The sequence below is a fragment of the Estrella lausannensis genome, assembly GCF_900000175.1.
GTDB lineage: Bacteria > Chlamydiota > Chlamydiia > Chlamydiales > Criblamydiaceae > Estrella > Estrella lausannensis.
In genome coordinates, this window is record NZ_CWGJ01000012.1 from 17,662 (window position 1) to 33,025 (window position 15,364).

Annotated in this window: 10 protein-coding genes; 7 read left to right on the forward strand and 3 right to left on the reverse strand. The window is 47.2% G+C overall.

The annotated features are described in order from the left end of the window. Window positions 1-53: 53 nt before the first annotated feature. Window positions 54-1,202 (forward strand): hypothetical protein, encoded by a 1,149-nt coding sequence (locus ELAC_RS05120; RefSeq protein ID WP_098038215.1) that lies wholly within the window; start codon window positions 54-56, stop codon window positions 1,200-1,202. 29 nt (window positions 1,203-1,231) lie between these two features. On the opposite strand, the gene ELAC_RS05125 is transcribed toward ELAC_RS05120, so the two are convergent. The 3 genes from ELAC_RS05125 to ELAC_RS05135 all read right to left on the reverse strand — a co-directional run bounded on the left by ELAC_RS05125 (window position 1,232) and on the right by ELAC_RS05135 (window position 4,220). Further along, the gene (locus ELAC_RS05125) at window positions 1,232-1,429 is read right to left on the reverse strand and encodes a hypothetical protein (RefSeq protein ID WP_098038216.1); all 198 of its coding nucleotides are present in this window, start codon (window positions 1,427-1,429) and stop codon (window positions 1,232-1,234) included. 425 nt (window positions 1,430-1,854) lie between these two features. Next, a complete protein-coding gene (gene rlmB, locus ELAC_RS05130; protein ID WP_098038217.1) occupies window positions 1,855-2,637 on the reverse strand; it encodes a 23S rRNA (guanosine(2251)-2'-O)-methyltransferase RlmB in 783 nt (260 codons plus the stop codon). Between the two features lie 344 nt (window positions 2,638-2,981). Next, window positions 2,982-4,220: a hypothetical protein gene (locus ELAC_RS05135; protein ID WP_098038218.1), complete on the reverse strand. Its 1,239-nt coding sequence runs from the start codon at window positions 4,218-4,220 to the stop codon at window positions 2,982-2,984. A 550-nt stretch (window positions 4,221-4,770) separates the two neighbouring features. On the opposite strand from ELAC_RS05135, the gene ELAC_RS05140 reads away from it, so the two are divergent. The 6 genes from ELAC_RS05140 to ELAC_RS05165 all read left to right on the forward strand — a co-directional run bounded on the left by ELAC_RS05140 (window position 4,771) and on the right by ELAC_RS05165 (window position 15,360). Next, window positions 4,771-7,692 carry a glycosyltransferase family protein gene (locus ELAC_RS05140; RefSeq protein ID WP_098038219.1) on the forward strand — a complete coding sequence of 974 codons (2,922 nt, stop codon included), beginning with the start codon at window positions 4,771-4,773 and terminating at the stop codon, window positions 7,690-7,692. 19 nt (window positions 7,693-7,711) lie between these two features. Then, entirely contained in the window at window positions 7,712-9,142 is a 1,431-nt protein-coding gene (locus tag ELAC_RS05145) for a hypothetical protein (protein ID WP_098038220.1), read from the forward strand. Between the two features lie 181 nt (window positions 9,143-9,323). After that, complete coding sequence (locus ELAC_RS05150) at window positions 9,324-10,307, forward strand: zinc-dependent alcohol dehydrogenase family protein (protein WP_098038221.1); 984 nt, start codon at window positions 9,324-9,326, stop codon at window positions 10,305-10,307. Between the two features lie 183 nt (window positions 10,308-10,490). Next, entirely contained in the window at window positions 10,491-11,303 is an 813-nt protein-coding gene (locus ELAC_RS05155) for a hypothetical protein (protein ID WP_098038222.1), read from the forward strand. A gap of 328 nt (window positions 11,304-11,631) precedes the next feature. Next, window positions 11,632-13,476, forward strand: coding sequence for an ankyrin repeat domain-containing protein (locus ELAC_RS05160; RefSeq protein ID WP_098038223.1), 1,845 nt, complete (start codon window positions 11,632-11,634; stop codon window positions 13,474-13,476). Between the two features lie 333 nt (window positions 13,477-13,809). After that, window positions 13,810-15,360, forward strand: a complete 1,551-nt coding sequence (locus ELAC_RS05165; RefSeq protein WP_098038224.1) for an Npt1/Npt2 family nucleotide transporter — start codon at window positions 13,810-13,812, stop codon at window positions 15,358-15,360. Window positions 15,361-15,364 lie beyond the last annotated feature (4 nt).

Below are 15,364 nucleotides of genomic sequence, written 5' to 3' on the forward strand. Positions count from 1 at the left end.
CTGTAAACCGTATTCAGGCCTGTGAGCCGAGTGTACCGATAGGAAAACCACCCATGAAAAAGAGTTTTTTCTGCCAGGCTCTGCCCTTTTTAATCTTTTGCTGCTCTTTAGCACACCCTGCATTCACTCAAACAGAGCAGCTAAAGCAAGAACTGACCGTCACCAGCAACCAAGTCGTTTCAAAGCAGTTGTTCAAGGTTCTTTTGCTCATCGAGATGCAGCACCCTTCCACCAATGATACGGAGTTTGACAACCACATCCTGGAAACCGAAGTCCGTCAGACCCTCTCCGTGTGCCAAGCCCTCTTACCCTCAGCCGATGAGCCAGCGCAAAAAGCCCTCTGTAAAGTGATCGAATCCGTCAACAACCTGCTTTCACCTGAGCTGTTAAACCATGATTGGGATTTACTCGCAAGCTCCATCTGGAGATGCATACAGTCGCTCCGCGAGGAGGCATCTTCTCATCAGTATTTCGAAAAAGGGATTCTTTATAATGATCTTGGAGACAATCCCCATATCTCCCATCCGGAAGAACTAGCCATCAGGCGTCACCTGCTGCCTTACGAATCGGCAGCACGAAAAACGCTGGACGCTATCTTTTTCACTTCGCGCGCAGTAGAATCTCCAGACGCCTTTATCCAGGCCGGATTTACTCCCCTGCTCCCGATCCTTAAGAATAAAATAGTCATAGCCAGCCATATTGCTCTGCCTGATATGATCATCAAAACATACCTAGACTGCTACCCAGTCAATAAAAGCGGCACTGCGGACTGGGTGTGGCTCTCCAGACGGTGCGCTCTGGCAAACAAGATCCGCAAATGCATCTCTAAAAATCACTACAAGCACTTCACCGTCCCACATAAGTGGCTCTACCCGATTGCTAACACGACAAGCCAACGCGTCCACGCTCTTTTGATCGAAGAAAAAATGGATCTTGTCTCCAGCGCCGAAAACAAAGAAGCGTGGCTTACCATCCCGAAAGAGGCCCTCAGGGAGCTTCTGGAAATTATGCTATCGGAGGGAGGGCAGAGCTATCGTCCTGATAATATCTGGAAAACAAAAGGGGGCAAATTTGCTTTTATCGATACAGAATATCCCCATCTTCCCCCCAGGTTTTTAGAGTTCAGCGCTTACTTGGACAGGGAAACGCAGCAATATTGGAAAATGCTCGTCATACAGCGCCTGCTCTCTGAAACGCTTTGAGACTCTCTCAGGATTTCTGAAAAGGTCAATCAATACTGTTCGTCTTTTTCCAGATAGATAAGATGGCGCGACTTTTGCAGTTTAAAGACAGCATCTCCTTCCAAAGTAGGAGTTCCTGCCCTCTTCTGCATTCCCAGAGCCAAGGAGTTTTCTAAGGGGAAAAGGCTGAAAAATACGGCTGCAACCAGCAGCGATAAGGCAACTCTTTTTTTGGGCAGATCCAGCATGAATCCCTCCTGACAAAGTCACTGAAGTCTTCTTTTGCACTTCATCTTTTAAGACGCCGTGCAGTTATTTTTTGGCTGTATCGCGTGTGCTGATTCAGATCGTTGCGTTGAGCTACGTATTGGTAAAATGTGAAAGATACTTCCTGTCCTAAGTGGGCCTATAAACCGAAAGTGTCTCAAAAATTGGCTTTTGGCAACGAAAAAGCCCCCATGACAAATATTGAGATACTTCGCCTTAACTTGAATATTCTCCCTTTCTCATTTATTGGAAAGTAAATAGTGGATACGGAATAAACAATTGAATTTGAATGGGTAAAACAAGCCACAGAAGGCCCGCACATTCAAAAAGCAAATATTGAAGCGATTTCAAAACAGGCCGAAATGAACTCAAAAAGGGATCAGGAGTTCATTTCGGCCCCTGCGGCTTAAGCTCCGCGAGCCCACCAAGAAAGCATGACAGCTCCTGCTTGGGAAACATTAAGCGACGCGATTTTACCTAACATTGGAATGAAGACACGGTGGTCAGCCTGCTTAAGCAGCAGGGGCCGTATCCCCTCGCCTTCGGAACCTAGGAGCAATATGCACTTGGGTGGGAATATGAAATCCGTCAAGGAGCCTGCGTCAGAGGACGCATCGGCGGCCACAACCTCAAACCCATCCTCTTTTAACTCCTGAACTGCCTGAACCAGGTTGGACACCTTGACGACATCGAGCAGTTCGCAGGCGCCGGCACTGGCTTTTGTAGCCGAAGGCGTCAAATCGACTCCTCTGTTTTTTGACCACATCACCCCCGCTGCCCCAAAGCATTCGGCCGCGCGCATGATCGCACCCAAGTTTTGCGGATCGTAAATGGAGTCTAGAGCAACCAGCAGAGTTCTGTCCTTGCTCTCGTGCTTACGCATGAATTCATCCAGCGAAATCTGCGACGAGCCCCTCATCGCAGCAGCGATCCCTTGGTGAGAGTCCGTTCCTGCCAACGAGGTCAGTTCATCCTTGGAAACCTTGTGCAGCTGAATCTGATGATCTCGTGCGATTTTAAGCATGTCCTCTTCTAGGCCATCCTCTTTTTTAGCAAAGTAAAGATGAGCTACCGCTTTCGGTTTATAGGAAAGCACCTCTCTGACAGCCCTGTTCCCAATCACCAAACTTCCCGAGAAGTGGATTCTTGCCGGTTTGACATTTTCTCTAAAACGGGGCTTTCTGTTCATAAGCTCTCATATCCATTATCAAAAATTTAAAAGGCACTCCCCGCCTAATATCGCAGATTGTGCTGGACTGTAGGGAAAGTGTTGCTAGATTTAGCATCAGGGCTTAAGGAAAGCCTCGGAATCAAGACCTTAAACAACCTAGCATTAAAAAGATAAAAGCTTTCAATTGCGAGAGCTTTCTCTTTGCCAAAAACCAAATTCCATGACACTTTCGGTATATCATACGTGATTTGCGCCGTTTCAAGCTATACCGAAAGTATCTCGAAAATTGGGGTTTTGAGACACTTTCGGTATACACCAACCGGCACAGGACTCTTCCTGCAACTTTTAATGCAGCGAGTTGTTCAACGAGCTTCCTCCACCCCAAAGGGGAGGAATTTTCCACTGAACAAAAAGGCCCTGCTGCTGTCCTCTGTCCTATTGAAACGCGGCCATGAGTTGCCTGTCAAAGAAAGATAGGGATGCTTTCCTTCCGGCTGAAGCGGATGAACCTGATCTGGAGACTCTGGCTCGAGACCGGCAAGAGCGATTTTTACATCTTCGCTATCGGGGATGAAGTTGATGAAATTGTGTCGATGGCTGTTGATTACCCGTAGCAAATCGTCAAGTTCCGCCGCCCCCCAGCTCATCACGATTGAAGGCGGGGTCTTGCGCTGCATCGTTTCGACCAAAGCAGTTGACGGTGGGTAAATTTTAGCGGCCAGCTCAGGATTAATCCACTCCGGCTGAGGAAAGCCGGGATGGGTCCACCACCAAAATAGCCACCAGCTCTCCGTACGGCTGAGCAAAGTACTTCCTTTCCAAAGCCACCACGAAGGAACGCTCCCCTTCAACAGCCAATACGCGGGATTGCGGACAAAGTGCTCCTGCAAGAAAAACTGATAATCCGGATAGGAGAGAAACAACTCAACGAGGAGCGCGTCCAAATTAGTGCTATTGCCTTCACCTGCTTTTACCGCAAACCTTTTCTCAAGCGGCAGATCAAAGTAGGGCGGAACCAAGATAAACCCCTCCCCGTCGAAGACAAAATCAGCCGGAGTGTAGGTTCGATCTTTTTCAAGAACGACCCACCTCCCGGGAATGGAGCGCTTCAGACCGCCTTGCAGATCCCTGACCCAGAATCCGGGCGCGTAAAGGCAGGGGCTTAGCGGGGAATCGGTTGGTTTTTCCTCCACTTTGCAGAGAGAAGGCGTTTGCTGAAGTCTCGCCAGCGATCGATCGATGGGGTGCCAATACCCTTTAAGCCTGATCCAATATCCTCCCCTTTCGATCCACCTGGGAGGTTGCCACTTCATCCCTGGGGGTGGGACCCGATAGATCCCCTTTACGAAGGCATAGGAGTTTTTTTCCGGATCCCATATCCAGTAGCCGCTAAGCCAAATGGCATTTTCATCAAAATCGCTCCCCTTTTCTGGTCGCAGCTCACGAGGAAGCCCCGGCGGCCTTTCCCTAACAGATGCCGGGACAATCCCCTCTCCAATCGCTCCGATTAAGCCCTCGTGCACAGGGGTTACTGAGAAAGAGGGTTCCGCCGAAAACGCCATCAGCATCGCCAGCAACAGGTATGTTATAAATCGTCTCATGTCCGCACCTTTGAGAACGTCAGGTTATGCCAAAAGTGTCTCAAAATTGGGTGCGCGGCAAAGAAAAAGCCCCCTAGTTAAAAGATTGCAAATCACCTAATATTAGAAATATAGAGTAACTTACAAACCTTCAATCGCGGGGCAGGTCTCTGTTTGTCAAAATCCCAAATTTCGACGCACTTGCAGTATAGGCTCATTTCAAAAATCTTTCCTTGTACACATCTTGACAATTTTTTTCTATGAAAGGACGCAAAGGGGCTCCTTGTTTTTTCTTGGGGAACATCCCCGCAATGGATTGTCTGATACCGAAAAAGACCCACTGTGGAGGGATGGCCCACCGCGTTCCATCCATAAAAAAATTTGATAAGGCCGTTCAATCCCTTTCTTTACTTTTTTCTTTTGCCGGGAAAGCCGGTTTTAATCCATACTCCTTTTCAATCTTAGAATCCCCAATCAATTTATTTTTAATAATTCTTAATACCCTCTTTACACAAACAGTTTAGAATAGATGTAACAAATCAAAATTCAATAAAAATATCCAGGTGGTTAAATGACTATCTATTTCAAAAATAATCACAGCATCGATCAGTACAAACTCCTCTCTCCCTCCTCGTTCGATGACAAAAGAAGCCATATTCTCCCTGAAGCACAAGTTCTTGAAAACAACACCGAAACCACCCCTTCTTCCCTTACATCCGAGCAAAACTCCGGCTTTATCCACTCTCTCGGCAAAACAATTGCCTTGATCACCATGACCATTACCGTGATCCCGCTTGTGGTGAAGATGATTATGCATTGGCAAAATCAGAAAGAGAAAACACAAGCCTTGGAAGAACTTGAAAAGTTGAAGTGGTATGGTTTCTTCGGCCCGGAAGAACTCGAACCGGTCATCAAAGCTGTCGCCAAGGGCCACGATGCCCTATCCGCTACCCAAGCATTTGTCAACCGTCTGCCAGCTAAAGACTTTCCCGATGCTTCCGTAAAGGAGGAGATTGTCGCCAAAGTAGAGAAAGGACACATCTCTGAGGCTCTGAAAAAAATTAAAGAGCACTACCAAATCCTCAACTTTTATAAGGCGTGCAAGGAAAAAGGCAACCTCCTTACCCAGATTGATCCTGCCCAAAAACCCAAGGTTCAAGCAGCTTTTGAAAGATCGCAGCGCTACCTGCAAGACTCCAGGCAGTCGGCAAAAGAACTAAAGGATTTGTACCTGACAATTTCAAATCTGCGCTCCATTCCTTTAACCAAGAGCTGGATCGACTCTCTTCATCAGAGAGGAGAGCTCACATCAGGAGAGTGTGAACAACTTAAATCATTAATTGATGAAAACGACGGTCCGGCATTCATTGAGGCCTTAAAAAAATGCGTTGCCCACAAGCTAAAAAACGCCAAAGAGCAGGGGCCCAACATTGGCTATTATTTCTACAAGGAGATGTGGGATGTATTAGTCGCAATCGATTCACGAAAAGGAATTCAGTCTCTTGCCAACCACTTAGCTCCGCTTTTTTATTACCAGAACATCTACACAAAACTTTCCGTCATCGAGTGCGAGCTGACAACTCTCACCGCGACCGAAGACCAACTTGCAGGGTACATCCATGAGATCAAAAACACTCTCAAAGAGGGCGCTACTCAATTGACCTCATCGGTTGGAGCTGATTTAATTCTGCCTCCCTCTTTTGACTACCAGTTCAGATCGGCTGTCGGACTGATCCGCAGAAAGTTAACCCATATCAACGACCAGCTTTCGAAGCTGGAGGGACAGGGTGGAGTCTGTGAATCAAACCACGAACTGTGCGGATGCCATCACGCGTACACTGCCGAAGATCTCCAGAACGATCAAGCCGGCAAACCAAATGGACTATTCCCCAAGCAAGTCGTCGACATTAAAAAAGGACGTATCGTCCTCGAGAAGAAATTGAAGGCTCTCGAAGGAAAGATTGAGCAGCTGGCAAGCGAGAGCTTAAACCCCACCGTAGAGAAATCCGATACCGGAGTAAACCTGCACTCTTCCAAATTAAAAAGATTGGAGATTAAACGTGAGGCGCTGATTGCCGATATCGCCGCGCTCAAGTTATCGGAAAAAGGATCTCCAAACGCTACCACAAAAAAACCGATCGTAATGGGTTTCACATGCAGTTTCGGATCCGGCCACAAAGCCCCCACGGCGGCAGTCGCTAAAATGCTTGGCAGTGAAAATGCCCACTTCACAGTCGCAGACGGTCCGGATGATATATTAAAGCCTCTTTGCGGCTTCCACAAGTTTGGGAAAATGCTCGGTAAGGAGTGGAAAAAGTCGGATGCCTTCGCCTATATCCTACAAAAGCAATGGTACTGGATTCCGAGACTTTATCTATTCATCAGTAAAGTCTTCTCGAAAATAGCCAGCCTCTTCACGGGTGCTCCTAAGGAAAGACCCAGCTTTCCAAGCGACACCCCAGAGAAGGAGCTGCTAAGAAAACGCCTGCTGATGGAAATGCCAGATCACCTGATGACTTTCTACCACATGGATCTCAACAGCATCCTGGAAGTGGCAGAAGAAATGGGACTGCCCACAACCCACTTCGCGACTGACTTTAACGCCAAAATGGATGAGGCATTCGGAAGCTTGCCTCCAACACATCCGATGTTCCAGATCATGGTAGCTAACAACACCCAATCCACTCTAGACTCGGCATCGCCCGTGAAGCCAGGTGATATCGTCGTCACTTCCGGTGCTGTCCGTCCGCTCTTCTACCAAAAGACCGATGCTGAAACTCTCGAACAGATGCGTGAAGAAAGAGGGATCGACGAAAACACTTCCACCATCCTTTTCATGGGCGGGGGCTTTGGCCAGTCGATCGACTATCCCGAAAAACTAGCGGCTGACATGAGCATCCAAGACAAGATGCATCTCGTGGTTATCGCCGGCGCCAATAAAACTTTCGGTGAGCATTTTGAAGAGGAAGTCAAAAATGGTAAGCTGGTCAAGCACGGCAAGTTTTATAAAGGGTCCAACCCCAACATCACGATCGAAGTCGCTCAAGATCCTGCCACAAAGACGAAGAATACCCCTTTCTTCATCGGAGAGGCTGCCATAAGCCGCTACTTCGACCTGGCAGATGTGCTCTACACAAAGCCGGGTGGCTCTACAACGCTCGAAGCTTTGGTCAAAGGCCTTACCACGATTTTCGACAACAGAACAGCCCTGATGGCCTGGGAAGAAGATAACATGCGTCAAACCATCACGCTCGGTTACGGCATCGAAAACAGAGACGAAAAAGACTTTCTAACCGACCTGAAGACCGCGCTAAACAAGGCAAAAAACAGCGAGAAAAAAGGGCGCAACCTGCCTCAGGTGGGAGCCGTTCTTCAGCAAAATTTCAGTAAAATCCACGGCAAAAAACCCAATTCTTGGCAGAAATCGAAATTCGTCCATTACCGCTTTGACCTGCCGGTTAAAAATTGGGAAGCCGAATGCGCTTTAGTTTAATAATAAGGAGATAATAGTGATGATGTACCCTCTCACATTAACGCACACAGGTGCCAGATGGCATCTCGACACCTTGGTTGCAACGGATTCCAAAAAGGAAACGGAATCGGCCAAGCTATTTCAAAAGGCCGTCAAAAAGCTTAATCACGCCTTCAAAATGGCTGCCGGGGATCTCCAAAACAAAGTGCATCCGATGAAGAATGATGCGGTATATGATGAGGTGTACGATGCCGGCAAATTGATCAAAAAAATAGAAACGGCGATCGGCAAGCACGCATCGGCAGAAGACAAAGAAGCCGTAGGCGTACTCAAAAGATGCGTCATGTCAATGAGGCTCGGCGGTTCCATCACTCCCGAAATCCTCAAGGCTAACCCCGAGTTTGAAAAGTTCATCACAGCCAACCACTGGCATCATAAGGCTTACCGCTACGAACACGTGCTTCCCGTGATCGACGGAGAACCTGGCGTATTTTACGAAGGGCAGGGAATTAAGTTCAGCGAACTAATGACAAAAAATGATGAAGAAAACAAGCCCTTGGTCGATCCCTACTCGAAGAAGATGCCTAACTGCTGCATCATCAAGCAGGGTATCATGCCTTGGGCTCAACACAATGTAAAAGAACTTTTTGCCCATACCCAAGAAGATCCGAGCACATGGGGCGATCAGTATGTTTATGAAATCGTCACTTCGCTTCTTGATAAAGAGGAGAAAACACCGCATTTTACTGGAGACCACTGCTGGCTGCGTCTCCGCACAAAAGATGGCGATGTCTACTCTTGGGGCGTAGTGCGCCCGGATATCACCGTATGGCAGGGCCTTAAGCAGCGCAGCACTATGATGCTGAACGGCGCCCCTGAATGTCCGGATGGTTTCGAGTCGCTGGAGAAGAAAGAGCACCATATGCTCGCCACGCAAATCCCCATCACGGAAGAGCAGTTTGAGGAAATCAAAGGCAATCTCAACAAAATGAATAAAAACGGCGTCCCTTTCAGCGTCATGACCGGATTGACATGTCAGGGCCACGTGGTCCATCAGGCCTCCAAGATTGGAGTCAAGATCAACAGCGAAATGACGGGAGCGACTTTCATAGGTAAAAGCTTCTTCGGTAAAACAGTGAACTGGCTCTGGAAGGCAATCGTACCCAAAGTCATTCGAGTCGTCATCACCTATCTCTTTGATTTTGTGCTTGGCCTCACAGTGGGAAGGCTGCTCTCCATCCATGCCGTAGACCCTAAAGTCAGGGAAACTTATGGAGATGAATTTGACGGGTTTACCCACAACTTCTTCAATATCTTCAAGCCCGTCATGGTCCAGCACCCGCTGGCTATGCGCAAATGGCAGCGCAAGGTAGAAGCGTTCAGAAATTCTGACGAAGGAAGAAGGATTGGCCCCTGGGCAATGCCGGAAGAGTTCCTTACGCCGAAGAAGAAAGAAGCCCCACAAGTTTAACACCCTGCTCTCCTGCCTGGTTTCTAGCCAGGCAGGCCTCTATTTATAAAAAAATCTTTACATCCTTCCTCTCATCACTTATCAGCTCTCTTTGAGTTTCTCGTTTGAAATTTCCTATTTACCGCTTCGGGTTTAGAAGCACTTTCATATTTTAGCCCATTACCTAAAGAGGAGTGGAGAGATGCAAGCTGCCATCTTTGAAACACCAGGCAAACCGCTACAAGTAAGAGAGATGCCTATACCCACGATCAAGGACGGGGAATTGTTGCTCCAAGTGGAAGCATGCGGCCTTTGCCGGACAGACCTGCATATTTTACAAGGTGAGCTTATCCCACCGCACACCCCTTTGATCCCAGGCCACCAGATCGTCGGTATCGTCAAAGAATCGTCCTCAAAGAGCCGTTTCAAAAAAGGTGAGAGAGTGGGAGTCGGGTGGCTTGGTAAAACATGTGCCAATTGCTACTTTTGTCAAAACAATCTGGAAAACTTATGCGACACCCCCGAGCTGACAGGATATTCCATCCATGGCGGCCTCGCTGAATTTGCCAAGGTGCATGAGGATTTTGCCTTCCCTCTACCCCAAGACATTGAAGCGGTAAAGCTAGCTCCCCTACTTTGCCCGGGGCTGATTGGCTATCGGGCCTATAAAATGTGCAAAGAAGTGCGTACGATCGGTTTTTTTGGCTTTGGAGCATCAGCGCACCTGCTCATCCAAGTAGCCATCAGCGAAGGAAGACGTGTTTTTGCTTTCGTCAAGCCCGAAGGCAAGCAAAAAGCCATCGATGCCCAAGAGCTGGGAGCATCCTGGACAGGGACTTCTGACGATTTTCCGCCAGAACCTCTCGACGCCATCATCATTTTCGCTCCACTCGGCGATTTAGTGCCTAAAGCGCTCATGAGAGTGCGTAAAGGAGGAGCGGTAATTTTAGCCGGGATTCATATGAGCGATATCCCCTCTTTTCCCTATCGCGTGATTTTTGAGGAAAAATCGCTGAAGTCTGTCGCCAATCTCACACGTAAAGAGAGCGCTGAATTTCTTGAGATTGCCAAAAAGCTACCTGTCAAAACTTTCACGGAGTCATACCGCCTCAGTGAGATCAACGAGGCATTTCATCAAATGCAAACAGGAAAAGTTCGCGCTTCTTGTGTTATCAGGTTCCCCTGAACGGTCTTTCTTAAGAGAATGTATTCATTCTTTTGGTCTGCCTAAGCTAAAAAAATTTGAACGCTTTTCGGCACATGTGCTAGCGTCTACCTCGTTTGCCTTACCCTCAGTTATACCCAAAGTATCTCAAAATTTGGGATTTTGAGACACTTTCACTATAGAATGAAAACAGGAAGTTTATTCATGAGCCGCCCCCTGAGACTGTGCAAATTGATAGTGCTACTTCTTTCAATTTTACTCACTCCCCTGACAGCTTATGAAAAGCCCTCCAACGTTTCTGAAAGGATTTGGAAAGAAACATCCCCCTACTTTCTTCCTGAGGATAATCCAGCTTCTTCGATACTCCTTAAAATCTTCCAAAAAAAACGCGCCACCCTCAATAGCGAAGCTTTAAAAAAAGCAGGATTCACCTCCATCAAAACACAGCCCTACACCAAGGTAACAACAGCCACACACCCCACAATGCCTACACTCTTCTTTAAACTCTATTTCGACTCGCAAAAGCAGATCAAGAAACGGGAAGATCACGTCCATTGGCTGGCGCGGATCCGGGGTGCTGAATTGATTGGCGCTGTGATCCATGAGATGAAATGGGATGACAGCTTCAAAGTGCCTCGAAAATGGATCTTCCCTCTCCCCAAAGAGCCCGCTCCACCCTCGATTTTTGGCGCAGTCCGGTTTATTCTGGTCGAGGAGAATATGAAGATTTTATCCGAGGACGAAAATTTAGCTGCGTGGAAGGGGCCCCTCGTGACAGAGAAGTTGCTTGACCGCCTCTATTTTTTGGTCAGTAAGCTGGGGCTTTCCGATTGCCTCGTACCCCACAATATTCCTTTCTCCTACGACAACAAAGTCGCATTTATAGACACGGAAATCTATATGTCCTTTCACATCCTCTATAAAAGCTTTGCCAGATACCTCTCTCCCGAGATGGCTGCTTACTGGGAAAGTTTAGATTCAAAGAAAGTATCTCAAAACCAAAACCTCAAATTTTGAGATACTTTCGATATATACCGAAACAACTTGAAGAATTGGTCTTTGGCTTCGTTGGGTTTACTTAAGAATCTTCGTTCTCACTCGCGCCTTGCCTATCGGCAATGGTCGCTCGCTCCGGACAAAAATTCTTAAGGCCCTCCTGACCAAATCCCCAATTCTTCAAGTTGTTTCGGTATACCTCAATTAATCACTCCTTTGTTATAGTCTAGCTAATTTTTAAACAAAATAGACAATTCCGTACGAGATGTTTCTTTTTTTCTTTAAATAGAAAGAGACTACCTTGTGATTTTTATTAAAATTCATACTAATACAGGAAAGTGAATAAGTCATGGCTAATTTAGTAATACAACCCACTGGAAACACACCCTTTACAAACCTAAGCTTTTGGAACAGCCTCTACCCGCAGTCACAATACAAGGATCGCACCGCGTTTGCCCTGCACTTCCTCCTTGCGCTAAACCAGCCCGAAAAGACCGTTGCGGCTTATATCACGAAGTTGAATACAGAAAATCGTGCGCGGCTTTTCCACAAAGACCCCTTAAATCACAACTTGACCCCTTTGCATATTGCTGCAATGAAAGCCAATCAAGCGGCAGTAGAGAGGCTTCTCTCTCACGCAAAAGACAACCGCGAAAGACGGCAAATGCTCAATCAACAAGATGCGTTCGGCTTCACCCCCCTCCATATGGCTGCCCTGACTTCGGAGCATCTTTATCGATACTTTCTCGAACAGGGTGCCGATCCCTCATTGAAAACACTGTCCGGAGGAACCGCCGAGCACCTCCTCCCCTTGTGCGGAAGAGTCAGGGTATTAAACTCCACGGACACCCTATTTTTTGAAGATCCCCTCTCCAGTGAGGTGAAGAGGGCAATCGATCTTACCGCACATGAAAAAGAGCGGCTTTTCCCCCCAGGATTTACCCACACCGACACTCCCCTCTACGCACCGGAAATGGTTCATCGGCTGTGGCTCGACACCCAAGAACCCATTCAAAAGGCTTTTCCGAATCTTGTGGCTCGATTCCGTAAAGCCCCTCCTCGCCTGCTCGTCAGAAACAGTGCTGAATTAGCAGAAATTGACAACGCAAAAGAACTTGTGGCAATGCAAGCTATCAGGGAAGGAGAGATCATTTCAGAATACACAGGTCTTCGCACAGAATTGGTGAAGCCCACAGGCTTTAAAGAAGCTTACCTCACCAATTCCAGAAAGTATGCGTACGCAACACAGGAATTTGATTCAAAGGACGCAGGAAACGAAAGCCGCTTCGCAAATAGCGGATTTCCCAATGCCTTAATTGCCTCCTACCACTTTGAAGGGTCGCTGCACTCCTATCTGATTGCGACAAAACCAATCAAGAAAGACGAGGCGATTGTCTGGGATTATGGCATCACAATGACGCACCTTGCATTCGGAAAGCAGATCCTCCTGAACAAAACCGATATGCTTGAATTTTTTAGGGGGAAAACCGGGCACAATTGGCGTGCAGAGACGATTGCCGATTTCATGATGATAGCAAATTCCAGGAACTCTGAAGAGTCACTCTCCAGAATTCACTCCAGTGCCGCTCTACAGAATCGCTACGTATTTCCCCTAACCAACCCAACCGCTCTGCTTTACCTCTTTTTTAATGAAGCAGTACCTCTTGACCTGTGGACGACTAAAGAAATACAAAACCCTTTCCTCGATCAATTCCAGCGCGAAAACCCTTTCGAGTGGAACACTCTGGAGTGTATTTTCGAGACGCTCCAAAATGTGCTACAGCAAGCAAAATCCTCCCATCCTGAAGTGAAAGCCCTATTCTACCAATGGGTCTTAGGACATCTTGAGAGAATCCCCTTGATAGACCTCTTAAAGGGAATCGAAAAAGTCCTTGAATCCGATCTGAGTTCAAAAAATACCGCCACTCTAAGCACTCTGCTAGATGAAGCGAATCAATTTCTTGAAGGTTATGATTGGCTGCAAGATCCGCTCTACCCATTTCATCTGGAGCGAAGAGCCCGACTTCTCTTTAAAAATTTCGATTTCCTCACTCCTAAAGAAAAGGTCGCCGAACTAAAGCCGTTGCTGGGGGAAATCAAGACCAATTTAGGTTCCAATTACGAGTTATCGGAAACCTATCAGGTGATGAAACGTGTACTGGAACTTGCCAAAGAAGAGGCTTTAGTAAAATAAACAGAACCGTAAGCTTAAAAACTTGATTAATCTTGAACGCTTCTGCCGGGGTTCAATTCAAAAGCAACCCGTTGGCAGCAAAATGCCCAATTAAGGCCGATACCTTCACTTTTTTATACCGAAAGTATCCAAAATCTTGGTTACTTTCGGTATAAATCCCCCTCATTTTATTCCTGCTAGCTACCTAGGGCGTGTCACAATTTCACCACCCCTCAGCAGCGCTTTCTTCGCCGCCGCTTCCTTGTAACTTATTCAAATCTTTTTTTAATTTACATTAATTAAGGTAATGTTTATAATTCTAATTCTGCTTTAATTTAATACAAGGAACATGTGATGGAACAAAAACCCCAAGAATTCTCTAAGATAAGGGCATTTTTATTTCCAATTTATAGCCACGAGATCAAGAAGTGCTTGCCGATGGCTTTGATGATGCTCTTCATCCTCCTAAACTACACCATTTTAAGAAACGTTAAAGACGCTCTTGTCGTCAACGCCAAAGGACAGGACGAAGGAATTATTTCCTTCTTGAAGCTATACGGCACAACTCCAGCGGCAATTCTCTTCATGCTGCTCTACGCGAAGCTGACCAACATCTTCTCCAGGGAGCGCATCTTCTACATGACCATCATCCCCTTTATCACGTTCTTTGGTCTTTTTGCCTTTTTCATCTACCCCAACTCCGAGACTCTTCACCCCTCCCATGACACTGTTACAGATCTGCAGGCGCAGATGCCTTACCTGAAGTGGTTCATAGCAATGGGCGGCACATGGAGCTACAGTCTTTTCTACATTCTGGCTGAACTGTGGGGAAGCGTCATGCTCTCTCTGATGTTTTGGCAATTTGCCAACGAAATCACTAAAACGACAGAAGCAAAACGATTCTACCCTCTGTTTGGGTTCGTCGGAAACATCGGACTCGTATCCGCGGGCCTCATCGTCTCTGGACTTTCAAGAGCGGGAGACTCCATCATCGCAGGTGTTGAAAGCTTCCAGGCCAGCCTCTACCTCCTGATGGGGATCGTTGTTGCGTCAGGAATCATTACCACTTTCCTGTACTGGTGGGTAAACAAAAACATCATCCCTACACTCGATACGCAGGGCAAAGATCAGTCCGCCACCAAGAAAAAAGGCAAAAAGCCGACGATGATAGAAAGCTTCAAGCTGGTTGCCCAGTCAAAAGAACTGCTCTGCATTGCCTTGTTAGTGCTTTGCTACGGTGTTACGATCAACTACATCGACGTTCTTTGGAAAGGACAGCTCAAAATTTACGCTAACGGCGACAAAAACCTATTCCAGGCCTACATGGGAGAGTTTTCTACTACAACAGGCGTTATCACGCTGGCTTTGATGATCTTAGGTGGCAACATTCTGAGAAAGTTCAGCTGGCTGCAAGCGGCTTCGATCGTGCCTCTGACGCTCATCGTCACATCCGTTCTTTTCTTCGGGTCTGTGATGTATGGGGAAGCAAACAAAGAAACCGGACTTCCTCTGTTCACTCTCTTCGGAGTTTCTGTCTCTGCTGTCGCACTGGCAGTACAGGTCGGGTTCTGGCAGGGAGCTGTCACTAAGGCATCTAAGTACTCCTTGTTCGATGCAACGAAAGAGATGGCCTATATCCCGCTTGACCCGGAAATTAAAACCAAAGGAAAGGCTGCTGTGGACGTAGCCGGCGGACGTATGGGTAAATCGGGCGGCGCTCTGACATTGACAGTCCTCCAGACAATCTTCCCGTTTGCGACGACTGTCACTTTGACACCGTATCTGGCTTGCGCCTCGGCTGTCATGTTTGTCATCTGGTTCGTTGCACTAGTCCAGCTGAACAAAAGCCTTTTTGCAAAAGATGAAGGTCCCGGCAGCGAAAAAGAGGAACTTGTCGCAGCTTAAGCTT